Source organism: Archangium gephyra, assembly GCF_042230915.1.
In the GTDB taxonomy this organism is placed as follows: Bacteria; Myxococcota; Myxococcia; order Myxococcales; family Myxococcaceae; genus Archangium; species Archangium gephyra_B.
In genome coordinates this window covers 6,256,957-6,282,122 of record NZ_CP102578.1, presented here as the reverse complement: position 1 = coordinate 6,282,122, position 25,166 = coordinate 6,256,957, and the positions used below count along the sequence as shown (strand labels likewise).

21 protein-coding genes are annotated in these 25,166 nt (G+C 68.3%); 10 read left to right on the top strand and 11 right to left on the bottom strand.

Annotated features, from left to right (window positions below; all coding sequences use genetic code 11):
• The first annotated feature begins 99 nt into the window (after positions 1–99).
• On the top strand, positions 100–273 hold the full coding sequence (locus NR798_RS24705; RefSeq protein WP_375764940.1) for a hypothetical protein: 174 nt from the start codon (positions 100–102) through the stop codon (positions 271–273).
• A gap of 42 nt (positions 274–315) precedes the next feature.
• Here the strand turns inward: NR798_RS24705 and NR798_RS24700 are convergent, their stop codons facing one another.
• Together NR798_RS24700 and NR798_RS24695 are read right to left on the bottom strand one after the other, a co-directional pair.
• Entirely contained in the window at positions 316–885 is a 570-nt protein-coding gene (locus NR798_RS24700; protein WP_375764939.1) for a hypothetical protein, read from the bottom strand.
• Positions 886–992: 107 nt separating this feature from the next.
• A complete protein-coding gene (locus NR798_RS24695) occupies positions 993–1,919 on the bottom strand; it encodes a helix-turn-helix transcriptional regulator (protein WP_375764938.1) in 927 nt (308 codons plus the stop codon).
• Between the two features lie 134 nt (positions 1,920–2,053).
• Between NR798_RS24695 and NR798_RS24690 the strand changes: the two genes are divergently transcribed.
• Positions 2,054–3,043, top strand: a complete 990-nt coding sequence (locus NR798_RS24690) for an SDR family oxidoreductase (RefSeq protein ID WP_375764937.1) — start codon at positions 2,054–2,056, stop codon at positions 3,041–3,043.
• A gap of 11 nt (positions 3,044–3,054) precedes the next feature.
• Here NR798_RS24690 and NR798_RS24685 read toward each other — a convergent pair whose 3' ends face one another.
• Entirely contained in the window at positions 3,055–4,470 is a 1,416-nt protein-coding gene (locus NR798_RS24685; RefSeq protein WP_375764936.1) for a M23 family metallopeptidase, read from the bottom strand.
• A 528-nt stretch (positions 4,471–4,998) separates the two neighbouring features.
• On the opposite strand from NR798_RS24685, the gene NR798_RS24680 reads away from it, so the two are divergent.
• The gene (locus tag NR798_RS24680; protein WP_375764935.1) at positions 4,999–6,315 is read left to right on the top strand and encodes an ammonium transporter; all 1,317 of its coding nucleotides are present in this window, start codon (positions 4,999–5,001) and stop codon (positions 6,313–6,315) included.
• On the opposite strand, the gene NR798_RS24675 is transcribed toward NR798_RS24680, so the two are convergent.
• The gene (locus NR798_RS24675) at positions 6,316–7,161 is read right to left on the bottom strand and encodes an SDR family NAD(P)-dependent oxidoreductase (RefSeq protein WP_375764934.1); all 846 of its coding nucleotides are present in this window, start codon (positions 7,159–7,161) and stop codon (positions 6,316–6,318) included.
• A 55-nt stretch (positions 7,162–7,216) separates the two neighbouring features.
• Between NR798_RS24675 and NR798_RS24670 the strand changes: the two genes are divergently transcribed.
• Positions 7,217–7,843, top strand: coding sequence for a TetR/AcrR family transcriptional regulator (locus NR798_RS24670; protein WP_375764933.1), 627 nt, complete (start codon positions 7,217–7,219; stop codon positions 7,841–7,843).
• Positions 7,844–7,852: 9 nt separating this feature from the next.
• On the opposite strand, the gene NR798_RS24665 is transcribed toward NR798_RS24670, so the two are convergent.
• Together NR798_RS24665 and NR798_RS24660 are read right to left on the bottom strand one after the other, a co-directional pair.
• A complete protein-coding gene (locus tag NR798_RS24665; RefSeq protein ID WP_375764932.1) occupies positions 7,853–9,559 on the bottom strand; it encodes an Ig-like domain-containing protein in 1,707 nt (568 codons plus the stop codon).
• Positions 9,560–9,612: 53 nt separating this feature from the next.
• A complete protein-coding gene (locus tag NR798_RS24660) occupies positions 9,613–11,505 on the bottom strand; it encodes a nitrogen regulation protein NR(II) (protein WP_375764931.1) in 1,893 nt (630 codons plus the stop codon).
• 89 nt (positions 11,506–11,594) lie between these two features.
• Between NR798_RS24660 and NR798_RS24655 the strand changes: the two genes are divergently transcribed.
• Positions 11,595–12,809, top strand: a complete 1,215-nt coding sequence (locus NR798_RS24655; RefSeq protein ID WP_375764930.1) for a methyltransferase — start codon at positions 11,595–11,597, stop codon at positions 12,807–12,809.
• A 58-nt stretch (positions 12,810–12,867) separates the two neighbouring features.
• Here the strand turns inward: NR798_RS24655 and NR798_RS24650 are convergent, their stop codons facing one another.
• Positions 12,868–13,398: a hypothetical protein gene (locus tag NR798_RS24650; protein ID WP_375764929.1), complete on the bottom strand. Its 531-nt coding sequence runs from the start codon at positions 13,396–13,398 to the stop codon at positions 12,868–12,870.
• Positions 13,399–13,681: 283 nt separating this feature from the next.
• Here NR798_RS24650 and NR798_RS24645 point away from each other — a divergent pair, with 283 nt between their 5' ends.
• A complete protein-coding gene (locus tag NR798_RS24645; protein ID WP_375764928.1) occupies positions 13,682–14,662 on the top strand; it encodes an alpha/beta fold hydrolase in 981 nt (326 codons plus the stop codon).
• 32 nt (positions 14,663–14,694) lie between these two features.
• On the opposite strand, the gene NR798_RS24640 is transcribed toward NR798_RS24645, so the two are convergent.
• Positions 14,695–14,934, bottom strand: a complete 240-nt coding sequence (locus NR798_RS24640; RefSeq protein WP_375764927.1) for a hypothetical protein — start codon at positions 14,932–14,934, stop codon at positions 14,695–14,697.
• A gap of 144 nt (positions 14,935–15,078) precedes the next feature.
• Here NR798_RS24640 and NR798_RS24635 point away from each other — a divergent pair, with 144 nt between their 5' ends.
• Positions 15,079–16,656, top strand: coding sequence for a carboxylesterase/lipase family protein (locus tag NR798_RS24635; protein WP_375764926.1), 1,578 nt, complete (start codon positions 15,079–15,081; stop codon positions 16,654–16,656).
• A 30-nt stretch (positions 16,657–16,686) separates the two neighbouring features.
• Here the strand turns inward: NR798_RS24635 and NR798_RS24630 are convergent, their stop codons facing one another.
• Positions 16,687–19,077, bottom strand: coding sequence for a TonB-dependent receptor domain-containing protein (locus tag NR798_RS24630; RefSeq protein WP_375764925.1), 2,391 nt, complete (start codon positions 19,075–19,077; stop codon positions 16,687–16,689).
• Between the two features lie 144 nt (positions 19,078–19,221).
• Positions 19,222–20,130: an NlpC/P60 family protein gene (locus NR798_RS24625; protein WP_375764924.1), complete on the bottom strand. Its 909-nt coding sequence runs from the start codon at positions 20,128–20,130 to the stop codon at positions 19,222–19,224.
• 218 nt (positions 20,131–20,348) lie between these two features.
• Between NR798_RS24625 and gntA the strand changes: the two genes are divergently transcribed.
• Both gntA and NR798_RS24615 read left to right on the top strand, forming a co-directional pair.
• Positions 20,349–21,122, top strand: a complete 774-nt coding sequence (gntA, locus tag NR798_RS24620; protein WP_375764923.1) for a guanitoxin biosynthesis heme-dependent pre-guanitoxin N-hydroxylase GntA — start codon at positions 20,349–20,351, stop codon at positions 21,120–21,122.
• Complete coding sequence (locus tag NR798_RS24615) at positions 21,119–21,700, top strand: DUF1989 domain-containing protein (protein ID WP_375764922.1); 582 nt, start codon at positions 21,119–21,121, stop codon at positions 21,698–21,700. Before gntA ends, NR798_RS24615 begins: the two co-directional genes overlap by 4 nt.
• On the opposite strand, the gene NR798_RS24610 is transcribed toward NR798_RS24615, so the two are convergent.
• Positions 21,675–23,336 carry a hypothetical protein gene (locus NR798_RS24610; RefSeq protein ID WP_375764921.1) on the bottom strand — a complete coding sequence of 554 codons (1,662 nt, stop codon included), beginning with the start codon at positions 23,334–23,336 and terminating at the stop codon, positions 21,675–21,677. The genes NR798_RS24615 and NR798_RS24610 overlap by 26 nt on opposite strands.
• A 284-nt stretch (positions 23,337–23,620) precedes the next feature.
• Here NR798_RS24610 and NR798_RS24605 point away from each other — a divergent pair, with 284 nt between their 5' ends.
• A complete protein-coding gene (locus tag NR798_RS24605) occupies positions 23,621–25,123 on the top strand; it encodes a fibrinogen-like YCDxxxxGGGW domain-containing protein (protein WP_375764920.1) in 1,503 nt (500 codons plus the stop codon).
• Positions 25,124–25,166: the final 43 nt, after the last annotated feature.

The window sequence follows — 25,166 nt, the reverse complement described above, 5'->3', positions numbered from 1 at the left end:
GCCGGGCGTTACGGATCATGGATGGTCTGACTCCGAGCGGGCTGGCGGGCGCTCTCGCCTCACACCAGCCTCGGCTCCTCTGCCGCGAGGACGCACCCCATGAGGATGAGGGACAACCGGTATCCCACCCCGCAGACGAACGGGGGCTCCATCAAGCCCCGGAAGCTGGGCAACCCCGTCTCGAAGATGACCCAGGTCGCGGGCAAGCGCATCGGCGGCGCGCTGCGTTCGGAGTATGCGCGTCAGCAGAAGCGGCGTGACACACGGCGCTGAGTCGCGCGTGTCACGCCAGGGACGGTGGGGCGGGGGAGGTGCTCAGTAGCGCCGGTCCTTGCGGTCCTCGCGCTGCTCCTGCCGGTCCTGCCGCAGCTCCTGCTTGCCGAGCCGCACCAGCTCCACGATGAGCTCGCGCTTGCGGTTGAGCTGCGCCTGGGAGCGGGCTCCCATGAGCGAGTTCAGCTCGCGGGCGATCGTCTTGCGTGCCGACTGCGAGGCCGCCTCCACGCGCGCGTCCCGGACATCCTCCCGGTTCTCCGCGCGGCTCTCGCCCCACTCCCGGCGCGTCTCGGTCCGGGCCTGGGCCTTCTCGTTGCGGCCCTCGGCCAGCTCCGCCCTCAGCAGCTCGCGCAGCCGGTTGTCCACCGAGGCCAGCTCGGCGGCGTTGTGCCGGCGATCCCTCGCCTTGTCGAAGCGCTCCAGCACGCGCTCCAGCTCGGCCACGTCCATCCGGTCATCCTTGCGCTCGGCGGCGTTCTGCCGCGCTTCCTGGCGCTCTTCCTGGCGGTCCGGCGCGCGGATTTGACCCTTCTGGGACTGGGCGTGCGCGGAACCGGCGAGGAGGAGGGCGGCAACGAGGGCGGAGGAGAACGGCTTCAGCGTCTTCATGGTGCAGGCTCCCGGTGTGGATTGCTGCGAACACCCATCTGGACGGGAGGGGCGGGTTTTTATTTCACCGCCAACTTTGAACGAGGCCCTCTCGGCCTGGGAAGAGCTCACGATGGGCGTTGCGTGCCGTAGAGATCGCTCAGGTCTCGTGCGAGCGCTCCGAGGCGGGCGCGCAGTTCCGGGGGCTCCAGCACCTCGGCCCCACGGCCGATCAAGACGAGCTGCGACATAGCGATCGAGAGCCGTTCGAAGTCGACCGTCACGGTGCCCGCGCGGAGCCGTTCCCGCTCCGAGCCGGGGCGTATCGCCGCGAGCGCCTCGGCTCCCTCGGCGGTGAGGCGCACGGTCACCTCATAGCGGGCCCGCTGGGCCGCGAACCGCTTGCACCAGTCCTTCCAGAACGCACGCAGCTCGAACTCCGCGGGGCGCACGAACGAGTCGGTCAGCATGCGCGCCCCCTCCACCCGTGAGCCTCGGAAGACCTTCGTCACGCCCTTGTCGTCGGCGACGAGGTACCAGTGGTCGCCCTTGATGACCAGACCGTACGGGTGGACCACCCGGGTGCTCCGGGCGCCCTCGAAGTCGCGGTAGCCCAGCCGGACCTTCCGGTCCTGGAAGACCGCCTCGCGGAGCACAGCCAGGTGCGGCACTGGGTCCTTCTCGCCGAACCACGACGAGCCATCGATGTGGAGCCGTTGCCGTGCGTGCTCGGCGGCCGTCCGCTGCACGCTGGGGAGCGCCGCGGCGAGCTTCACGAGCCCCGTGCGCAGCGGGTCCGCCAGTCCGAGGTCGTCCAGGGCATCGATCGAATGCGCGCTCGTGAGCGCCTGGATCTCGGGCTCGGTGAGGCCCGTGAGGTTGGTGCGCCAGCCCGGAAGCAGGCCGATGCCCCCGGTCGAGCCGGGTTGGGCGTACACGGGGATGCCCGCGGACGAGAGCGCATCGAGGTCCCGGTAGATGGTGCGCGGCGATACCTCGAGGCGCCGGGACAGCTCCTCGGCGGTGTGCCGCCGTTCATCCTGGAGCAGGAGCATCAGACTCACCAACCGGTCAGCGCGCATGGGGGCCCCAAGGGTAGCGCCCATTCCTGACAGGAGGTGTCAACAATCGTCCTTTAGGGTTCCGGCACTCATCTTGAGGATGTGGACGCAGCTCGGAGGGAGCCGCCATGAAGAAGACGCTGGAAGGACGAATCTGCCTGGTCGCTGGAGCCACCCGCGGAGCGGGGCGCGCGATCGCCTGCACGCTCGGCGAGGCGGGGGCGACCGTCTACTGCACGGGCCGCAGCACCCGCGCGCAGACGGAGCGAGGGAAGGGTCCCGGTCCCTTTCTCGAGCTGGATCGGCGTCCCGAGACGATCGAGGAGACGGCCGAGCTGGTCACCGCGCGAGGGGGCAGGGGGATCGCCGTGCGTGCCGACCACACGGTGGAGTCCGAGGTCGAGGCGCTCTGCGCGCGCATCCGCGCCGAGCAGGGCCGGCTGGATGTGCTCGTGAACGACATCTGGGGAGGCGACGAGCTGACCGAGTTCGGAGCGCCCTTCTGGAAGCTCTCCCTGGAGAAGGGGCGCCTGCTGCTCGATCGGGCGGTCTGGACCCACATCGTGACGAGCCGCCATGCCGTGCCCCTCATGCTCGAGGGGGAGCGAGGCCTGATCGTCGAGGTCACCGATGGCGACCACTTCGGCTATCGCGGCAACCTCTTCTACGATCTGGCCAAGATGTCGGTCATCCGGCTCGCCTTCGCCATGGCCACCGAGCTCCGGAAGAAGCCCGGGATGACCGCCCTCGCCGTCACGCCGGGCTTCCTCCGCTCGGAGGCGATGCTCGAGCACTTCGGCGTCACCGAGGCGAACTGGCGTGAGGGCGCGGCGAAGGTTCCCGACTTCATCGCCTCGGAGACGCCATACTACGTGGCGCGCGGAGTCGCGGCGCTCGCCGCGGACCCGGACGTCCGGCGCAAGGCGGGCCGCGTCTTCAGCTCCTGGGATCTCGCCCGGGAGTATGGCTTCTCCGATGTCGATGGGCGGAAGCCGGACTGGGCAACCCACTTCCGCGAGACGTACGGGCGCGTCTATCCGGTGGCGGATGAGCGCGCGTACGCCTCGTGGTTCGACGGCCCCATCGACATCGCGTTCCCTGACTTCATCAAGGACTGAGACGGGGGCGCTCAGCCCCTCATCCAGCGGCCGTGGTAGAAGCGCGTGTAGAACTTGGCTCCGGTGCTGTCCTTCAGATCGAACTGCCCGTCGCCGTTGCCCGCGGCATCACCCGGATCCGTCGCCCGGCAGGAGACGCAGCGCAGCTTCGTGGGCCACACCGTGCTGCCGCCATAGGGCTGGCCGTTGTAGGTGAGCGACTCGCCGTAGGCGATCCGGGAGTGCACGTGCTCATCCCACGGGCCTCCCGTCTTGCCGGCGTAGCCGATGATCGTGTTCATGCCGACGCTCGTGCCCCACGCAATGCCAGACGCGATGCTCGTCAGGTGCGCCATGATGGCCCGGTAGCTGCCATTGCGGACCACCACGTAGTTGCCCAGCGTGTAGTAGCCCTCGCTGTCGGCATAGTCCCAGCCCGCCCACTCCACGACGCCCGTGGTGGCCGGGTACACATTGGCGTTCTTATGCGCCGGCCAGTCGTTGGCGTAGTACTGGTTGAGCAGCCCCGTGTTGCACTTGCGGATGTGGTAGTTCTGCCCCCACCAGCTGCCGTAGTTGCCACTCATGGCGCTCCAGCCCGGATCCCCGGGGCGGAGGTTGTAGTAGGTGCCGGAGTAGACCGTCGTGTAGCCGCTGTAGAACTGGTTCGTGTAGTCCCAGACCGTCTGCCAGAACAGGCCGCCCGGCTGTCCGAACTCGCACGCCACCTGCTGCGCGGAGACCTCGGCCTCCCGCAGCTGCTCCTGCTTGGGCTCGCCACCCTCCATCGCGGTCAGCAGGGTGCGCTCGGCCTGCGCACGCCTGTTGAGCTCCATCTGCTCGGCGGGGGGCTCGGCGTACTTCGCCTGCTCCACGGGCACCAGGTTCAGCGACTGCACGGAGCGCTGGGGCTGCTCGAAGCGCAGGCTCGCCAACACGCCCCGGGCGCGCGAGTCCAGCCCCGGCTCCAGCGTCCACAGGCCGATCCGGTACACCCGCTCGCCGTCCGCCACGTACACCAGCGAGTACGGATCCGTGCCCGGCAGGCCGCTCACCACGGTGCCTCGCAGGCCCTGGCCCACCACCACCTCGGCGCGGGTGGGGGAGAACTCCTGGTACTTGCTCATCAGCTCCCGCACCAGGCCTTCGATCTGGTCCGGCTTCACCTGGTACGCCAGCGCCACGCGGGCCACCGGCGAGCGCTCATGCCCGCCACTCGTGGGGCCGCCGGGCTCGAACAGCGCGAAGCCGTAGGTGTTGAACAGCACCGGATCCTGCTGCACGCGCCAGTCGCTCGGCACCTCGATGGCGATGCCCGCCACGTCGTCGCGGATCGTCTGCGTCGTCACTCCGGCGGCTTCGGTGGGCGCCGGGCGGGGGGCGTCCGGGGGCGGCTCACAGGCAACCAGCACCGCGGCACAAGACAGAAGGGTACCAAGGCGTTTCATCGCCGGCCTCGTTGTCAGGGGTGGGGGGGACGGGACCGAGGCCGCACCATCCCCTGTCCGGTTTGTCTTGTTAAGCTGGATTCTCTGAAAAAGAGAGAATCAGGGATTCCACCAACGCCGAGGGGCGAGCATGTGGTCCTGTTGCCTGGACAACCTGAACGCAACGTCACAATGCGGTGCGGCACGGACGTCAACCCATGGAGACAATCCTACGAAGTTGTAGGAAGCCACCCCGGAAGCGACAAAAACGTAGGAGGTTGACGCGGCCCCCCTCGGGTAGCAGGGCGTGACGCGCGGCGGACCCCCTCCCGGCGGAGCCCCGAGGCGCCCTACGAATTTGTCGGCTTCCCCCGGGGAAATGACAATTTTGTAGGAAACAGGCCGGGCAGCCGTCCCGCCTGACAGGTTGCTTCCGTCCGGAGAACCCCCTGATTTCGAGGGGATGGCGCCGCCCCCCGGGGGTTGGCCCTCGCGTTGCAATGCCTCGGAGGTGTGCGGGCCCACGGGCCCAGACCGTGCGAGGTGAGAATGCCGGGCGGAATCGTCGGAGCCGATGTGGCGTGGGTGTTGGTGGCGAGCGCGTTGGTGATGTTGATGGTGCCAGGCCTGGCGCTCTTCTACGGGGGCATGGTGCAGGGCAAGAACGTGCTCTCCACCCTCATGCACAGCTTCGGCGCGCTGGCGGTGGTGACGGTGGTCTGGGCGCTGTGGGGCTACTCGCTTGCTTTCGGGGAGAGCCACGGAGGGCTCATCGGAGGGGCCACGCACCTGTTCATGAAGGGCGTGGGGACGGAGGCCAAGGGTTCGCTGCCGCACATCCTCTTCTTCCTCTTCCAGGGCACCTTCGCCGCCATCACGCCCGCGCTCATCAGCGGCGCGTATGCCGAGCGGCTCAAGTTCTCCGCCTTCCTCCTCTTCACCGTGCTGTGGACGACGTTCGTGTACGCCCCCGTGGCGCACTGGGTCTGGGCTCCGGACGGCTGGCTGCTGAAGCTGGGCGCGCTCGACTTCGCGGGCGGCGCCGTGGTGCACCTCACCAGTGGTGTCTCGGCGCTCGTGGTGGCGCTCGTGGTGGGCCGCCGCCGGGGCGCGCGTCAGCCTCCGCACAACCTCACCTTCACCCTGGTGGGCGCGGGGCTGCTGTGGTTCGGCTGGTTCGGTTTCAACGCGGGCAGCGCGCTCGCCGCCAATGAGCTGGCCGCCGTCGCCGCGGCGAACACCCACCTGGCGGCCGCGGCCGGCGCGGTGGCATGGGGCTTCGTGGATCTGGTGCGGCTCAAGAAGGTGACCGCGCTCGGCGCCGCCAGCGGGCTCGTGGCGGGCCTGGTGGGCATCACCCCGGCGGCCGGCTTCGTCTCGCCCCTGGGCGCGCTGGCCATCGGGCTCCTCGCGGGCGCGGCCTGCTACGGCGGCGTCCTCCTCAAGGAGCACCTCCGCTACGATGACGCGCTGGATGTCGTCGGCGTGCACGGGGTGGGGGGCGCGCTCGGCGCCCTGCTCACCGGCGTGTTCGCCACGGTGGCCGTCAATCCCGCGGGCGCCAACGGTGTCCTCGCGGGCGGTAACTGGGCCCTTCTGGGCAAGCAGGCCCTCAGCCTGCTGGCGGTGGCCGCCTTCTCCGCGCTCCTCACCTTCGTGCTCCTCAAGGTGGTGCAGGCCGTGGTGGGCCTGCGCGTGGACGCCGAGGCCGAGTTCGAGGGGTTGGACCCCCACGTCCATGGCGAGCGCGCCTACCACTCCGGGTCCCTGGGTGGCCATGGCCTGACGCCGCGCGAGACGCCCGCCCCGAAGACCCGGGAGGCCGGGAAGGCGCCGCTGGGCGCCGGCCCCGTGATGGAGGGCTGATCACCCGGCCTTGTTCAGCAGCTTCTGCCGGCGCCGTCTGGCGCCCGCCACCAGCAGCGACTGGTAGAGGGTCGGCAGGGCGCGCTGCACCAGATCGATCAGCACCGCGTCGGCGCCGATGAGCTGGCGCCGGCGATTCTTGAGGATGGCCTGGAGGATGTTCTGGGCCGCCTGCTCCGGCGAGGTGGAGAAGGCCTTCTCGAAGTCGCTGTTGGACTCTTCATCCACCCAGCCCTTCCTCGGGGTCATGCGGGCGTTGCGGGCGATGTTGGTCTTGATGCCGCCGGGGTGCACGCTCGTCACGCCGATGGGGAGCCCCTCGATCTCCAGCTCCTGGCGCAGCGCCTCGGTGAAGCCCTTCACGGCGAACTTGGCGGCGTTGTAGGCGCCCTGCGTCGGCACGCCGATCAGCCCGAAGACGCTGGAGATGTTGACGATGTGCCCGTCCCCGGCCGCCTTGAGGTGCGGCAGGAAGGCCTTGGTGCCATGCACCACGCCCCAGAAGTTGATGTTCATGAGCCACTCGAAGTCCTCGTAGCGCATGTCCTCGATGGTGGAGCCCAGGGCCACGCCAGCGTTGTTGATGATGATGTTGACGCCGCCGAGCTCACGCGCGACCTGGGCCGCCCAGGCCTCGACCTCTCCGCGGTTGGCCACGTCCACCCGGGCGGTGAGCACCTTGACGCCCGAGCTGCCGCACTGCTCCGCCGTCTCCGCCAGCCCCTTCTCGTTCACGTCCGAGATCGCGACATGGCAGCCCTTCCGCGCCAGCAGCTTCGCCGTCGCCCGGCCGATGCCCGAGCCCGCGCCGGTGATCGCCGCGACCTTGCCCTGTACTGTCTTCATTCCTGACTCCCGTGGGGTGGGGTGTGGAGCCCGTTGTGGTACGGTACGGTACCAGATGCAAGCCCCCCCTGAGTCAGAGGCGCCGAGCCCTGGAAGTGCCGAGAACCCGAGCCGCGTCCGGCTGCTCGAGGGGCTGGCGGCGTCGATCACCGAGAAGGGCTACGCGGCCACCACCATCGCGGACATCGTCCGGCACGCCCGGGTGTCCAAGCGCACCTTCTACGAGCACTTCGAGGACAAGGAGGCGTGCTTCCTCGCCTCGTACGCGGCCGCCAGCGAGGAGACGCTGCGTGCGATCGCCACCGCCGCCGCGGCCCCGGGCCTTCCGTGGAGGGAGCGGCTCCACGCCGCGACGCGCGCCTACCTGGACGCGCTCGAGGCGAAGCCCGCGGTGACGCGGACGTACCTGTTGGAGATCCACGCCGCCGGCCCTCGCGCGTTGCAGCTGCGGCGCGAGGTGCACCAGCGCTTCGCCGAGCAGCTGCTCGGACTGGTGCGGACGGCTCGTGGGGAGCACCCGGAGTTGCGCGCGCTCTCGCCCGCCATGGCGACGGCGCTCGTCGGAGGCATCAACGAGCTGGTGCTCGTCGCCGTCGAGAAGGGCCGCGCGGGCCAGCTCCGGGAACTGGCGGAGACGGCGGTGGAGCTGGTGCGCGCGGTGCTCGTGGCGCCGGAGAAGTAGCGCGGCGCTTCAGTGCTCGATGAATGGCTGGTAGTCGCTCGACCCGACCTTGGTCCACAGCAGCGCCGTCCCATCGGGAGTGAAGGTCGCACGCGGATCCTCGCCCAGGCAGGCCTTCACCCCCGTGGACCACGCGCCACTGTCGAACTGAGCGGTGTGCACCCACCGCCGGTCGAGCCCCACGTACGGATCGTCGTTCCACCACGCGACGAGCACCTTGCCGTCCACGTCGGTCGCGACCGACACCTCGTAGAGGAAGGCCTTTCCGAGCAGGGGAGACATCTCCCACTTGCCCGCGGTCCAGCGCGCGGCGAAGACATCGTAGTCGTTGCCGGATTCGATCCACGCCACGACCGGTGCGTCATCGGGCCCGATCGTGAGATCGACGCCGCTGATCGAGAACACCGAGGCGCTCGCGAGCGGCGTGCCGAGGGGAACCCACGCGCCGCTCTCCCAGCGCTGGACGACGACGCGGTTGTAGTAGCTGCCCGCGGGCTGCTGGGAGTACGCGAGCACCACCCGATCCTTCGAGTCGACCGCGAGCACGGGGCTCTCCGTGTCGTCGCTGATCGTGCCGATCGGCGCTCCCAGCGCCTCCCACCCCGTACCCGTCCAGCGGCGCACCTGCACCGCGTAGTTCTCGTACCACGCCACCGAGGGGTTGCCCCGGCTGTCGACACCGACGGACAGCCACTCGAAGAGGGTCTGCTTCGAATACACGGCGATGTTCCCGCCGATCTGCTGCCAGCGGCCGCCGCTCCAGCGATGAACCCGGATGAAGGGGTCGCCCGCGGACGGGTCCTCGACGATGGCCACGATGGGCGCTTCGGTCGCATCGAGCGTGAGCGCGATCTCCTCACCGTTGAAGCCGTCCACGGGGATGTTGGGCTCGATGGGCTTCCATCCGTCCGAGGCCCAGCGCCTCACCGTCACCCCTGTCGGGAAGTCGATGTGGGCCATCCAGGGAGTGCCGGAAGGCCCTCGCGCGAGCGCCACGGGCTGGTCCGAGCTGAGCGCCGCCTCCGTGCGGATGAACGGCAGGACCTGCCAGGACATCGTCACCGAGACCTCCTTGGGACGGAGACCGGCGGCATCGGAGAAGGCATACGCCGAGAGGGTCGCCTGGAGCTCCGAGGGGGCGCGGAGCGGGTTCTTGGGGACGATCGTCAGCACGGTCCCCCCCGCGGAGAGCGTGGCGGTGTGGGCCAGCGGACCCGTTTCATCGCGGAGCGTGGTCGCCGTCGAGGCATCGCCCGTGACCGGCTCGGAGAAGCGGAAGGTGATGGGGGAGTCCTTCCGGATGACCGAGGACAGGTTCGGCGAGGTCTCGGCGACGTACGGACGGGTGCGGTCGATGCGCAGTGTCTTGATGGGGCTGGTGAACCAGCGCATTCCGATCTTCGCGCGCAGCTCGAAGCTGTGCGTTCCTTCCATGTCGCGATCGCAGTCGACCGGGTACGTGTAGGGCGGAACGAGGTTGGCGACGAGCTGGCCGTTGCGCAGCAGCGTCACCTGCTCCGGATTGTCTCCCTGGTGGTAGGCCCCCAGGTTCAGTACGCCCGAGGTGCAAGATTCGCCTTCGAGTGCGCCCACCCAGGAGAGGGTGACCTCGGGCAAGGGGGCGGGAGGCGGCGGGGGCGGCGGGGTCGGCTCGCAGGCGGCGAGGGAGCAGAGCAGTGCTGGGAGCGCGGCGGCAGGCCAGGCGTTTCGCGACATCGGGTCTCCACGGAGTCGGTGGGACCTCAGCGACGCGAAACGGGTCCGCGAATTCAATGGCTACCACCACCACTCACTGGCCCTGGCCCAGGCTCCTCGGCCAGCGGCAGCTCCAGGGTGAAGGTGGCGCCCTGGCCGGGGCCGGGGCTGTTGCAGGTGAGCCGCCCGTGCAACTCCTCGGCGGCCAGGGCGCTCATGTGCAGGCCGAAGCCATGGCCGGTCCTCTTGGTGGTGAAGCCCTGCGTGAACAGACGCGACAGGTTCTCCGGGGCGATGCCCACGCCGTTGTCCTTCACCTCGATGAGCACCCGCTCTCCGTCTGGCGCCGGCTGGATGCCGATGCTCAGCCGCTTGTCCTCGCGCGGGCTGTCCATCAACGCATGGCGCGCGTTGCTCAGCAGGTTGACGAGGATCTGCAGCAGCTTGTGCCGATCCACCGAGAGCAGCGGCACCGGGGCGTAGTCGCGCTCGACGCGGATGCCCAGCTGCTCGAAGGACGCGGCGTGCAGGCGCAGCGCCTCGTCGATGAGGACGGGCATGGCCACCTGCTCCCTCACGCCCGCGGAGCTCGCATGCCGCTGCTGCATGCTGACAATGGACTTGATGTGCTCCACCCCCTCGCTCAGCGAGCGCATCTCCTGGAGCAGGGTGTTGCGCTCCTCCAGCAGTTGCTCGGACAGGGCCTGGAGGAAGGCCGGGAACTGCAGGCCCCGCGGATCCTGGGTGAGGAAGGCGGGCAGGTCCACGGTGTGCTCGCGCAGGAGCTGGGCGGCCCGCGCCAGGCTGGAGACACGCGACAGGCGCAGCCGGTCCATGACGAGGCTGGTGGAGACGTTCACGCTGTTGAGGGTGTTGCCGACATTGTGGAGCACGCCGGTGGCGATCTCCGCCATGCCCGCCTGCCGGGACACGTCCAGCAGCGTCCGGTGCAGCTCTCCCAGCCGGGCCTCGGCCTGCCGGCGAGGGGTGATGTCCCGCGCGAAGAGCGTCAGCCCCACGACCCTTCCTTCCCCATCCCGCAGGGGGCTGAGGCTGATGTCCATGAGGCGGCGTGAGCCCCCCACTTCGAACTCGTCCTCGAACCGCTCGCGTTGGCCGGCGTGCACCCGGGCCACGTACGGGGCCCAGCGCTGGCGGCGCTCCGGCTCCATCCAGAAGGGCTGGCCCACCACGGGCTCATGGCCGAAACGCTGGAAGTGCAGCTGCCTCGCCGCGGAGTTGGCGGTCAGCATCAGGCCCTTCTTGTCCAGGGAGAGCACCGGATCATCCGTGCTCTCCAGGAGGCTGCTGAGCTTGTTCTCACTCAGCTGGAGCGCCTTCAGCGTCCGCTCGAGCGAGCCCTGGGCGGAGTCCCGCGCGGCGTTGTGCAGCGAGCCCACGCCCCAGGCGCCCACCAGGGACAGCCCGGCGAAGAGGTGCCCGAACCACATCAGGTAGGGGGTGGGCGGCGGAAGGGTGGGGTGGGTGAAGGTGACGTAGAGCGGGTAGCCCAGGCTGAGGGTCACGAGCAGGAGCAGGGTGATGAACAGCCCCACGCGAGCGCCGGACAGGTACACGGCGATGACGGGGATGAGGGTGCAGATGGCATGGGTGCTGACAAAGGGGGCATGGCCCTCGAAGGAGGCGGCGATGAGCACGAGCGACACGGCCGCCAACAGCAGCGCCGTGGGCGGCTCGATGGTGGCCGAGCGGCGCGTGAGCAGCAGGACGCTGGCGTAGACCAGGCTGGCGGCGAGGCTGGGGTAGGGAGGCAGGCCCGACAAGAGGGCCGCCACCGTGTAGAGCAGGTTGAAGACGACGAAGAAGCAGGCGGTGCCCACCACGAGCCGGTAGCGGACGAGCTCCGTGGGAGACCCCTGGCGCAGGGACTCCGAGAGCAGGGAGTCCAGCCGCTCCAGGAGCCAGGAGCGGGAGGCGGGGGGCAGGGGAGAAGGAAGGGGTTCCATGGCCGGGCACGCGAGCGGGGGCAGGCATCCTCCGCGTGCCCGGAGGAGTATAGGTAGGATGGAGGGCTTGGTGCGTGAGGTGGAACAGGATGGACCTTCGAGATCGACTGAAAGCGCTCACCGGCCTGCTCCGGCCGTGGTCCGAGCTCTGGTCACGTTCCATCCTCCAGAACTGGCCGGAATCCGGAGCCGCTTATCCCGAATCCTGGCTGTCCTACGCCGAGTCACTCGGCGAAGAGGGCGAGAGGATGCTGGATGCAGGGGAGCTTCCAGGCGAGCCTCCCCGGTCGCTGCATTCGCTCGTGCTCGAGCTTCGTGAACTGACCGCGCTGCCCTGGCATGAAGGCGTTCAACGTCTGACGACCGCGGACACGCAGGGACTCACCGCCAAGAAAGTCCATGAGATCGAGAGGGTCCTCTCTCTGCTCGGGCCGAGAACCCAGACGATTCGGCAGGCGGTCGATATCGGTGGCGGCATGGGACATCTCGCTCGTCTCTGTGTCAGGACTTTCGATTGGACCTTCCACAGCATCGATCGTGATGCTGCTTTGCAGGAGAAGGGCCGGGACTGGCTGCGAAGGGCCCGGAGCCTGCCGCGAGAGAAGCTGTGTTTCATCCACGCCTCCGTCGAAGACAGGCCGCAGAGCGAGCTTGATCCGCTCTTTTCCGGTCAGGACCGGGTCTCGATTGGTCTACACACCTGCGGGTCGCTCGCGCTGACGCAGCTTCGCAAGAGCCAACAGGCCGGGCTCCTCCTGAACTTTGGCTGCTGCTACGACCAGATGGATGCCGACCGGGACTACCCGGTCTCCCGCGCCGGGAAGGCCCATGCGCTTCCCATCAACCGGCGTGCCCTGTTCCTGGCGACGCGTGGACGGCACCACAAGACCGGGGCTGAGTTCGCGCTGATGAAATGCGTCAACGAGCAACGGTTCGCGCTCGATCTCCTGCTGAGGCGGAAGTTTCCCGCTCTCGGCTTCGTGCGGGCGGGGGATGCACCCAAGACGCTCTATGCCGGGAGTTTCGCTGGCTATGCGCGTGATCGCCTGGAGCGCCTGCGACTCGATGCCGGCATGACGGAAGCCGAGCTGGATTCCTTTGAATCGTCCGCTCGCCCCGAGACGAGGCGCATCTTCCACTGTCATCTGCTGAGGGATCGCTTCGCGAGGGCGCTGGAGCTGGTGATTCTGCTCGATCGCGCGCTGCTCCTCGAGGAGCTGGGCTTTCAGGTCGAGCTCCTGCAGGTCTTCGAACCGCGCCTCTCCCCCCGCAACATCGCCCTCATCGCGTCAAGGCCGGACTGACCGGCGCGGCTGCTCTTGCTGGCGGCCGCGCCGGTTGTGTTTTCAGACCCGGGGCGCGCTACGGAACGACCTCGCAGCCGCAGCCGCACTGGTCGAAGAACCCCTGGGTGTTCCCCTCGCAGATGAAGGTGATGGCGGCGCACGCGTCGGGATCCCTCGAGACGTACGTGCGGTTCGGGTCGTTGTAGTCACAGGCCGGCGGCAGCTTCTGGCAGCCACAACCACACTCGTTGGAGAACGGGACGTAGCCCTCCTTGCAGGTGTAGCGGATGAGGGCACACTGGGCGGGGTCGCGGGAGACATACTTGAGGTCCGGTTCCCGGCCCGTGCAGGCGGCGGGGGTCTCCTTCTGACAGGTGCCCCCACAATCGGCGCCGCCCTGGGCCGGGTCACAGCTGTCGTTGGGATCGTCGATGCAGGCATAGCCCTCGGAACAAGGGGTGCCGGCGAAACCACCGCAGAAGTCTCCCTCGGCATGCTGTTGCCGGCTCGCTACCTCCTGCTGGGCCTCGGCGCTGGGAGCGCAACCGGTGCCACAGAGCGCCGCGCCAATGACCAGGACACTGCACCACATCAGACGAATCGACATCTGGAACCCCCTCTTTTGGACTGCGCAGGAGGATGAGAGCGGGGAGGGCAATCCGGAAGCAGGGCAGCAAGCAGGCAAGGGCCCCTCTGCTTCCGGCTGTGACCAGGGGCCACCCCGCTGTTCACTGGCATCCAAGACGTCCTACCGCACAGGTGCACTGTCAGCCCGGCTCCGATCGCTTCGCGAGGGCGCTGGAGCTCGTCCCTCATCGCGTCAAGGGCAGACTGACTCCCGCGGTGGATGGAAATGGGCGCTCCCACGCTGCATGTGGTTGAGTCCGTCCATGCGAAAACTCTTCCTGTGTTGCTTGCCACTTTTCGCCTGCGCGACGACGACGACGTCCGTCCCGACCTCGGCTCCGGCCGGCGCCAGCACGTTGCATCGGGTGCAGCGGGTCCAGGTCGCCGAGGGCGTTGAGCTCGAGCTCCTCGACTTCGGTGGCCAGGGACCCGCGCTCGTCTTCCTGACGGGCCAAGGCAACACGGGCCATGTCTTCGACGACTTCGCGCCGGAGTTCACCTCGGCGTATCACGTCTACTCCGTCACCCGCAGAGGGTACGGTTCCTCGAGCTGGCCCGAGCGGGGCTACGACACCGTCACCCTGAGCACGGATGTCGTCCGGGTGCTGGACAGCCAGGGAATCGCGAAGGCGGTGCTCGTGGGCCACTCCCGCGCGGGGGAGGAGATCACCTGGGTGGCGACCCACCACCCGGAGCGCGTGGAGAAGGTGCTCTTCCTGGACATCCAGACCAAGGGCGATCTGGCGGCGGAGCTGATGAAGGAGGCGCCCCAGCCGCCCCCGCGCGAGCCCAATCCCGCGGACCTGGCCTCGCGCGCCACGGTGGCCGCCGCGATCGCGAGAGGCGTCGGCGGGCCCCTGCCCGAGCACGAGATTGACGAGCTGTTCGAGTTCGATCCGAAGACCGGGCGCTGCCTGCGTGACCGCCAGCGGCCGGACGCGGAGGACCAGGTGGGGAAGAGCGCCCTGAAGGTGGACTTCGCGGCCATCCGGGCCCCCGTGCTCTACATCCACACGGGTGAGCGTGTGCCCGAGCGGGCAGAAGGTTACAACGGCTTCGCCCAGCTGACCCCCGCCCAGCAGGCGAAGGTGAGGGAGATGATCCCCAAGGCGGTCCAGCGGGTGGCCGAAGTCCGGAGCATGCCGGGCTGGAGGATCGTGCAGCTCGAGCGCGCGGAGCACTACGTCTGGATCACCAACCGCGACGACGTGCTGCGCGAGATGAAGGCCTTCCTCGGGATGTAATGGCCAGGCGAGGACGCGCCAGGGGGCAGTCCTCAGGAGGACTTGCGCGCGGACTTCTTGCGAGCCCCCGTCTTCTTCGCCGCCGTCTTCTTGCGAGCCCCCGTCTTCTTCGCCGCCGTCTTCTTGCCCGCGGCCTTCTTCTTGGCGGGCCAGCCCTTCTTCATGTCGCCGTAGGCCTTCTTGGAGACGGTGGAGCGGGACTTGGAGCGGCTCGTCCCCGCCTTCTTGCGGCGATTGATATTGGCGACGAGTGAGTTCTTCTTCTGGGCCACGGGGCTGCCTCCTGTGCGACGGGTGCACTACCCGGCGCTCACCCTAGGCCCGCGCACCGGCGGGCGAAAGGTGGCCGCCTGACTGCTGTCGGCTGCAGGAAGTGTTTCCAACGGCGTTGGCGCGTGGGTGTTAGCTTCCGCCGCATGATGAGAGCTTCGCCGTGGATGCTCGTGCTCGCCGTGTCGCTGTGGGGATGTGACAAGGGCCGCGTGGAGGAGAACCCCCCTCCGTCGATCGTCGTCGGGGAAGACGTGGTCACCGATGATGGTCCCGTGAGGGGGCGCCTCGCGTCCGATCTGGTCATCTTCCAGGGCATCCCGTACGCCGCACCCCCCACGGGAAACCTGCGCTGGGCACCGCCCGCGCGTCCCGAGCCCTGGACCACGCCGAGACAGGCCACCGCGTCCGGCCCCGTGTGTCCCCAGGCCAAGAAGTTCCCCGTGCAGTCGGAGGACTGCCTGACCCTCAATATCTGGGCCCATCCCAAGGGGCCGGCGCGCGCCGTCCTGGTGTGGATCCACGGCGGCGGCTTCGTCGAGGGGGACGCGGGGGAGGGGTGGTACGACGGCGCGGAGCTGGCTCGCCGCCAGGACATCGTCGTGGTGTCGGTGAACTACCGGCTGGGACTGCTCGGCTTCCTCGCGCTTCCCCAGCTCACCGCGCCGGATGGGGGCACGGGCAACTGGGGGCTGCGCGATCAGATCGCCGCCCTGGAGTGGGTGCGCCGCAACATCGCCGCGTTCGGCGGAGACCCGTCGCGGGTGATGATCACCGGGGAGTCCGCGGGAGGCGCCTCGGTGGTGGCGCTGTTGGCGTCGGACCCCGCCCAGGGGCTGTTCCAGCGGGCGGCGGTACAGTCGGGGCTCTACCGCTCGGTGCTGGCGAAGGACGAGCCCGTGGGCGCCTTCCCATCCGCCTCGCTCGTGGGGCTCCAGAGCGCCCTCCGCCTGGGTTGCGACTCCGGAGACATCGCGGCCTGTCTGCGCGGTAAGACACCCGCCCAGGTGCTCGAGGCGCAGTCGCAGCTGAGCCCGGTCTACGAGCTGGGAATCGCCCTGACGCCCACGCTGCCCGTGGTGGACGGCGTCATCCTGACGGACCGGCCGCTCGCGCGGTTGCGCTCGGGCTCCGGGGACGTGCCGGTGTTGATGGGGGCCAATGACGACGAGCTGAGCTTCGTGATGGCCAGCTCCGGCGTGGTGGGGAACGCGGGCGACTTCGGCCGCTACGTCGACCTCATGGGCGCGGGGGAGAAGAAAGAGGAGCTCACGGCGCTCTATCAGCCGTCCGTCGTGGGCGAGGTGGTGGCCGCGACCGCGCTGGGGACGGATGTGTCATTCACCTGCCCCGCGCGGAAGCTGGCCGAGGTGAGCGCCGCCGTGGGCTCGTCCAACGCCTGGCTCTACCGCTTTGGCCACGCGTTGCCGAATGGACCCCTGGCGGCCCTGGGCGTCGTCCATGGCACGGACCTGCTCTACCTCTTCGGGCGGTTCGATCAGGTGGGCACCACGCCGGCGCAGGCGGACCTCGAGCTGTCCGCGCGGGTGCAGGACGCCTGGGGCTCATTAGCGCGCACCGGGGTGCCGGCCACCACTCCGGAGTGGCCGGCCTTCAGCCCGGCGGGCGGCTTCCTCACCTGGAACACCCCGCTCTCGACGGAGACGACGTGGCGCTCCGGACGCTGCACCACGCTGGAGGCGCTGGGGCTGCTTCCCGAGTGACCCGCACCTGGCCCTTCGCGTCCCCTCGAATTAGAAGTCGAGCCCCGCGTACGTGTACGAGAGCTGCACGTAGCCGGAGCGCCCGGTGGGAGCCGCGCCGAGGACCTCCACGCCCTTGTCATCCAGGAGGTTGAAGACGTTGGCGCTCACCGCCAGGCCGTTGTCGAAGGTGTAGCCCAACCCGAGGTCCGCCACGAAGCGCGCCGGGACCTTCCCGTCCTCGAAGAACAGGGCACTGTCCCACCGGCCCGCCCTGAACGCGTAGGCCGACTGGTAGCGGCCGAAGAGCCGCACGAAGGAGCCCTTCACCACCAGATCCTGCAGCGTGACGGACGCCTTGAGCTTCAGCTCCGGCACGTTCAGCAGGAGCGCATTCTGGGTCGGATCGGAGTAGGTGAAGCCGAGCAGCCGGATGTACGAGGCGCTGCCGTTGAGGAGGACATGCGGGGTGAGCTGGTACTCGAGCCCGAGATCCACCCCGGCCACCCGCGAGCGGCCGAAGTTGGAGAAGGTGGACAGGCTGCCCTGCGCGGGCGTCCCCTCCGCCACGGGCCGGCCATCCGGGTAGAAGGCGAAGGTGCCCTGCGCGGGGTTGGCCCGCGCGGTCAGCGCGCTGATGAAGTTCTGGTACCAGGAGTGGTAGCCGACGACATCCACCAGGAGCTGGTTGAAGAAGGTGGCCCTGTAGCCCACCTCCACCGAGTCCACCTGCTCCGGCACCAGCGGACGGATTTCCGACAAGAGGTTTCCCTCCGCGTCCTTGATGAGGAAGCCGTTGCGGTTGCCCAGCAGGCTGTTGTTGATGAGCAGGTAGTTCTCGATGAGGGTGGGGCTCTTGAACGCCCGGTTGTAGCCCACGCGCACGTGCTGGGTGCGGGTCAGGCTGTAGACCACCGCGCCCTTGGGGCTGAACTGCGGCGTGTAGTTGGAGTGGGTATCGAGCCGCGCCGCCGCCACCAGCTTCAGCGTGTCACGCAGCAACGAATAGTCCGCCTGCACATACCCACCGAGCTCCGTGGCGCTCAGCCGCGTGCCGCCCGCGTCCGCCAGGGACGTGCCCCCGGTACTCGGCTGGTACAGACGGAGCTGGAGGCCGGTGACGAGCTTCACCCCTCCGAGCGTGTTCTGGTACTGGACCTCCGAGTCGATGATCTGGCTGTTGTCGATGAACTCGATCCGATCCCGGATCTCCTCCAGCGAGGCCGGGTCGCTCGGAGCGCCACCGCCGGCCTGGACAAGCCCCGCCAGCCGCTCCAGCTGGTACGACTCACCCGCCGAGCTGGCGGTGCGGGAGACCTGGGCGAACCAGTTCGGGTTGCTGGCGGACACCGTCTGGGTGTGCACCTGCCAGCCGCGCAGGTGGGTGCGGCCTCCGTTGGAGGCCAGGATTCCGTCATGGAGCGAGAAGCCGTAGCCGCCCTTGAAGTTCCAATCCCCGTGCCGGTAGTAGAGGACGCCCTCCGCCTTGGCGGTGCGGGTCTCGTAGTCCTCCATCAGGTCGCCTTCGAAGACGAGCGGGAGCCGGGGGCTGCCATAGTAGTGCGAGGGCTGCTCCCGGGAGGGCGCGAAGTCGACGCCGCGGAAGAGCTCGCCGGTGAACTTGTAGCCGAAGTCCTCGTGGAGGGTGCCCGCCACGCGCACGGAGCCGTCCAGCAGTTGCTGGCTGCCGCCGCGCAGCACCGTCGAAACGCCCGACTCGTCCCAAGGGGACTTGGTGAGGACGTTGATGACGCCGGCGTGGGCATTGGCCCCATAGAGCGCGGAGGCGGGCCCCACCACCACCTCCACCGACTTGACGTCGAGGCTGGGCGTGGGGAGCTGGCCGCCCAGCGGCAGGCCGTTGATGGGCATCTGCGCCAGCCGGCCATCCACCAGGGAGAGCAGGCGCGAGTTGAACTGGCTGTTGAAGCCGCGCGTGGAGATGCGCTTCTCGTTGATGCCGTTGTCCACGTAGTCGACGCCCTTCATCACCGCCAGCGCCGTCAGGTACGAGACCCCTCCCACCTGTTGGATCGTCTTCGCCCCCACCGTCTCCACGGTGGCTGGGGACTCGAGCCGCTTTTCCCCGAACTTCGAGCCGGTCACGACGATTTCCTCGCCGAACTGCTCATCGAGCTCCAGGTCCGCCTCGAGCACCACCACCTGTCCCGCCACCACCGTCACCGAGCGGGTGCTGTCCCGGTAGCCGGGGAAGGAGATCTTCAGCTCCTGCCGGGCGGGGGGGACGTTGCGCAGCTCGAACTGCCCCTCCGCGTTGGTGGTGGCCACCAGGTCCGTGCCCACCACCACCACCCGGGCCTCCGGCAGCGGCTCGTTGCCGGCCACGTACACCGTGCCCCGAACCGTCCCACCCTCCAGCGCCCAAGCGCCAACAGCCACCAACAGCCAGAGAACCACTCCCAGATGTACCGCGAGCTTCATGAGCACCCCTTGGGGCCCGCCAGTATAGCGGGGGGGGAGGCCGCTGGCCCGCCAAGGGGGGAGGGGGGGCTGGAGCAGCGGGTGCGCACGCACCGGGAGCGGCTGGGCGAGTTGCCGAGCAAGCCTCCGCGGGCACGGCCCCGCTCAGATTCCAGGTACCCGGTGAGCGGTATAGGCGGAGTCCTGAAGGTACGAGGTCGCGTTGGAGATGATGACGCCCGTCTTGCTGCCATCGGGGTTCGTCCATTCCGGCGTCGCCTCCAGGACGGACGGAATACCATCTCCATCACCGTCACCCAGGTAGACCGCGACGTGCCCATACTTCACCAGCAGATCGCCGACCTGGATGTTGGACTTGGAAACTTGCGGAATGCCAGTCTTCATCGCGCTGGAGGAGGTCCAGCCGAAAGGCACGCCTGCATACTCGAACATCTTGTACACCAGCCCTGAGCAGTCGAAACCCCTGACGCCAGCGGGCTGGTAGTAGTTGCCCTGGCCGCTGTTGCAGCTCGAGCCGTAATGCCAGATGCCCGTGGTGGGTGCGGCGCCGAATCGGTACTGTCCCGCACAGGCTCCCGTGTAGACGGAGTCCAGTGCCGCGAGGCCGTAGGACAGAGCGGTTCTGATCTTCACCGAAGGCGACGTCGTCACCTTGCAATGCTGCATGTAGAACGGGATGCCATGTGCCGGGATGCCCGCGACGAGCGTTCCGTTGAGGTAGTACCTGAACTCATCGCCAGGCACGATCGCCACGTGGGCGAGCTCGCCCACCTTCCACTCTCCAGGCCAGGCGGTGTAGCTCTGACTGGATTGCAGTCCAACCCCTGGGCGGTAGTTCTGCACAGTGGCTGTGTGAGTGTATGCCGTCCCATTCAGCAGATTGTTGGTGACCTGGTAGACGCCTCCGTACGCGTTCACCTTGTTCCAGCAGGCCCCGGTGTGCGGCTCGGTTCGATAAAACGTGTAGTCAGCTCGAGCAGGCGGCGCGAATGCGAAAAACGATACGGCCACCGAGACGGTTGCCAGCATCGCATAGGGGCGGGACGAGAGCATTTCGATCCTCACAAGGAATCAGTCAAGACCCTGAATTGCTTGAGATCCAGGCTTAGTGGATATCCGGATGCCTGGGTATGTCAAGGGCATGCGTCAAGAAATCGCCGCGCATGCTGGCGTGGCCGACCACCACTGGAGGCTGTCGGCTTCCCACCACTCGTTCCGGCCCGCGGCCCGAGTTCCTGGGCACCCTCGAAGCCGTCCGGTACGGTCGCCAGATGGTACGAGTTGAAGCCTCGGCCCACCTGTATGAGCCGAGTGACGAGGGACTCATCCCGCTAGTCCCAGGCGCGCGTGGGGAAGGCGAGCCCTCGCGGCTCCAGGTAGAGACCACGCTGCGGCAGTGGTTCGATCCCAAGACCTATCCCTGCATCCCCGCCGTGCAGTCCATGACGAAGCACGAGTACCTCGTGGGGCTCTACGATCGGTTCGGCGAGGGCACGTGCAGCCGGGAGCTGGCGCGGGATCTGCTCTTCTTCCGCGAGCGGCAGAAGCAGTCCAGGTCCCTCTACCTGAGCTTCTGGGCCGTGTTCGCGCCGGGTGAGCCGCTGTCCGAGGAGGAGTTCGAGACGCGCATGTGGCGCGAGCTGTCCTATCTCTCCTCGCAGGAGGTGCCGGGCACGCCCTGGGATCCGCTCTTCAGCGCGGACCCCGCGGATCCCCGCTTCTGCTTCAGCCTGGGTGGGGATGCGTTCTTCCTCGTGGGCGTGCATCCGGCGAGCTCGCGGCTCGCGCGCCGCTTTCCGTATCCCGGGATCATCTTCAACCTCTACGACCAGTTCGAGGAGCTGGATCGCCGGGGGCAGTACACCGCCATCGTGAAGAAGAACCGCGAGCGGGACGTGAAGTTCCAGGGCTCCATCAATCCCATGATCGAGAAGTACGCGGACCGCTGGGAGTCCATCCAGTTCTCGGGCCGCGACAACCCGCCGGACTGGAAGTGTCCCTTCCAGCATGGCCTCGAGCCGCCCGGCCGGGGGTCGTCATCGTGATCGAGATTCCCGCCCAGACCGGGGTGGCCTTCACGCTGCGCCAGGGCCAGCGCCTGCGCGTGAGGGATCCCCAGGGACTCCAGGTCTCGGACCTGTTCTGCTTCAACCGGACGGACCCCGGGGAGTGGCTGTCCTCGGGACGGTCCGTCGACTACGCGGACACCTTGCTGCTGACGGCGGGGCACGCGCTCTACTCGAACCGCAGCCGGGTGATGCTGCGCATCGTCGAGGACGAGGTGGGCCGCCATGACTTCCTGATGACGCCCTGCAGCCTCGCCATGTTCCGCCTCGTGGCGGGCAACGAGGAGTGGCACCCGAGCTGCCACGAGAACCTCGCGAAGAACCTGGCGCCCTTCGGCATCTCGCCCGATCAGATCTCCACCACGTTCAACATCTTCATGAACGTCGTCTTCGAGCCCTCGGGACGCCTGCACATCGAGCCCCCGCTGTCGCGCGCCGGCCAGTCCATCCTCTTCCAGGCGGAGATGGAGCTGCTCGTCGGGCTCACCGCCTGCTCCCACGAGGAGACCAACGCGGGGCGCTGCAAGCCCATCACCTACGAGCTGCTCGACCCTTGAGACGCCGCTTTCGCGGCGCGGTGCTCCCGCGTCCGTCGGTGGCGGGGCGCGCGTCCACGGCCGGGGAGACCGGCGGCGTATGCGGAAGAAGCGTCAGTCCGGCCAGCAGGGCGATCGTCCCGTTGAGGAGGAGGAACCAGCCGAGGAAGTTCGCGCCGGTCCACTCCGAGACGCCGGTGTCGGGGTAGTAGCTGGTCGTCGCGACGCCATCCAGGGCGTCGAGCCAGGTCAGAAGGAAGAACGGAGCGTAGAACGCGGCCAGGGCGCTCCTCCACAGGCGCGCCTCTTCGGGGCCGGGAGAGACGACCACGTATGCCAGGGCGGGCATGAGGAACAAGAGGCCGGAGAGCGGCTGGAGGCTCTTGAGGACATCGATGCGCGCGTCCATCACCAGGAACCAGGAGAGCGCGAGCAGGGTGGCCGGCGCGGCGGCCCGGCGCATCCAGGCAGGAGCCCGCTCCCGAAGGATCAGCTCCGCGAGGACCAGCAGCGCCACGGCCAGGGCGGCCGCGTAGGCGAGCCACGAAAGCCTCATCCATGCCGGCAGGAGCTGCTCGGTGGGTTGGAGGCCGGACGGCGGCGGCCAGGAGGATCCGGTGAGGAGCTCCCAACCGCGCAAGCCGCCGTGGCGGCCCACGAACTGACCGAGGGTCGAGGCCAGCACCGCGAGCCCTCCCGCGGCGAGCAGCCTCCGCGAACCGATGCGCTCACCCAGCCGGCGCGCACGCTCCTCTGCCCTTTGGAGGAAACCCTCGAGCCGGTCCCGCCGCACCGGTGCGTTCGTGGCGGCGGCGAGCTGCGCCTCGAGCTGCGCGCCCACCCAGGAGACGTAGACCAGGCACCAGAACGCCAGCAGCGCGAGCACAGGGAGATACGCGCGGGAGATGAACTCGCGCAGTTCGTTCCAGTAGGGGAGGGCGCTCCAGAAGACGTAACCCAGGATGACCATCGTGGCGAGTGCGGAGAACCCCTCCTCCGCCTGCGAGGGGTGCCGGGCGAAGGCGGTGCTTCGCCCGCTGCCCGGCTCCACGAACAGGTAGGTGGTAGCCCAGGCGCTGTCGCCTGCCTTCGCCGCCAGCCGGCTGATGAGCTCCTGGAGGATCGCGCGCTTGCGGCGGAGGATGCGCACGTGCACCTCCGAACCGAGCAGGATCGCGGGCAGGACCAGCAGCCAGAGCCGCAGGTCGAGGGGGATGGTGACGTCCAGGAACTTGGGCGTGAGCACGAAGGCTTTCCGGTACGCCTCGCGGAGCTGCCGCCCCTCCTCCCAGATCGGCTGGGGAGGCGGCGCTCCCTGGAGGATGGCGGCGAGGTGCCCCGAGGTGTCACCCGCGAGGAGCCGGGTGATGACCGGATGGCTCTCCAGATCCTCGCCAGCGAACGCGTCCCGGATCGGATCGAGATCATAAAGCGCGAGCCTCCGCGAGCCGTCCCAGTCTCCGCGGGGATCCAGGGCCTGGATTCTCTTGCGCGCCGCGGCCGCCTCTCCCGTGCGGATCCCGTTCCAGGCCGCGGTGAGCGAGACCGTGAGCAGGAGCAGGAGTCCCAGGCGCCACCGGAGGGTGAGGGAAGCCTGCTCCGCGACCGCGTCGTGCGCCGCTTGGAGGGCCTCGATGTCCGTGGAGAGGTCGGCCATGGCCCGGTCTACCACGAGCCGAGCGCAGGCTCCTTGTCTTCACCCGGAGTGTTTGTGCTGACATACTGTTCGCGCCGCTCAACTGGAGACTTTGGATGTTGCTTCTCAAAAGACTGAATCTATCAGAGACGATGGTGTCGCTCTGTCGCTACACGGTTCTGGGTTTGCCCTTGTTTGGATTCATGGGCTGCCACCCGACCGAGCCCGTGGATCCCAGCGGCGTTCCGGGCCGCACCGGGCTCGCCGTGACCGTTGCTCTCGACGAGAAGACAGATGTGGCCGGGATGCGATTCATCCTGGATCGGACGAGTTGCAAGGGAGAGCCCGTGGCCCCCTTCCACCTGAGCGTCGACAAGCTGCTCGAGGACATCCGTCTTCCCGGAGGTCTTCCTGACTTCGAGGACGCCCCGCTGGACAGTGATTCCTCGCATACCTTCGCGGATCTCTTCATCGACCTGGCGGCGGGGTGCTATCAGGTCGTCACCCAGCCCCTCGCGGCGGGGGGCGGAGTCTCCATGGACTGTGAACGCGCCTCCACCTCGGGCGTACGCGTCGTGGATGGCCGGACGACGGAGATCCTGCTCATCAATCAATGCCTGGGGGAGGGAAGGGGAGGAATCGATGTCGTCTCGGCCCTCAACCATCCGCCCGAGCTCACGAAGCTGGCTTTCGAGGACTCCAAGTTCGTCCTCCAGTGCATGGACCAGGTCGTCTGCGCCACGGTGAAGGACCCGGATGAAGATCCCGTCGAGTTCGTGTGGAAGGAGGCCAGTGGTCCCCCGCTGTATGTTCCGCCCGAGGTGGTGAGCACGACGACCGCCGCGGATGGGTCGGTGACCCAGTGCGTCCGCACGGTCGCCGAGACCGTGGGCCGCTATGAGTTGACGGTGACGGTGTACGATCTGCTCCACGACACGGCCGCCGGGGGCAAGCTCATCCGCATCGAGGATTATTTCACCTCAATGGGTGACCCCCATGCCTCGCGGGCAGCGCTCACCTTCCCCTTCTATGCCGCCGATGATGGAGAGCCAGGGGGATGCGCGAGCGTGAGCTGCAAGTCCTTGCTGGAGAAAGCCCCGGGCACGCCCAGCGGTCTCTATGAGCTCGATCCCGATGGCGCGGGCCCCCTGGAGCCCTTCGAGGCCTACTGTGACATGGTCACGGACGGAGGCGGCTGGACCCTGACCATGGTCTCCAGCGATGACAGCCAGGTCACCTGGATCTGGGAGAAGCGGACCCTCATGACGACGGACACGACTCCCGTTGGAAACGTCCGCGAACGCAACAAGGACTTCAAGTCGCCCGCGCAGCATTCCGTGCCTTTCAAGGATCTGCTCTTCGTCCATGCCCCCTCCGGGCAATGGGCGGCCTACGGAGGCGTCGGGACGGGAAGCACCTCCATCGCCAGTTTCATGGCTGGCATCAGCGAGCCGGTGTGCGAGTACACGCTCGCGGGGAATGGCTACAAGCTGACCGCGGGGACCATCTCGGCGACAGGCAAGCTCTGTGACACGGACCTGTACTTCCACCTGGGAGACTTCGATGGCTTTGGCAGCGAATCGTACTGCCGGGGGCTCTACAACGATTCAACCTATGGCCCCAGCTGGAACCTGAGCAACAACGCTCCTTGTCCCTTCGATGACTCCGCCGGGGCCTCGTTTGGTCCCGTCTCGGACCCTCGCGGCACCGCGTATGAGTCGGAGGCCGCTGGATTTGGTTATGCGCTGGGCCTCAACTCGGGCACCCCGGGCGAGGCCAGGAACTACATCCAGATGTACGTCCGCTAAGGCGGGCCGCTCACTCCCCCGTTGGGACCGGTCAGCCGCCCCG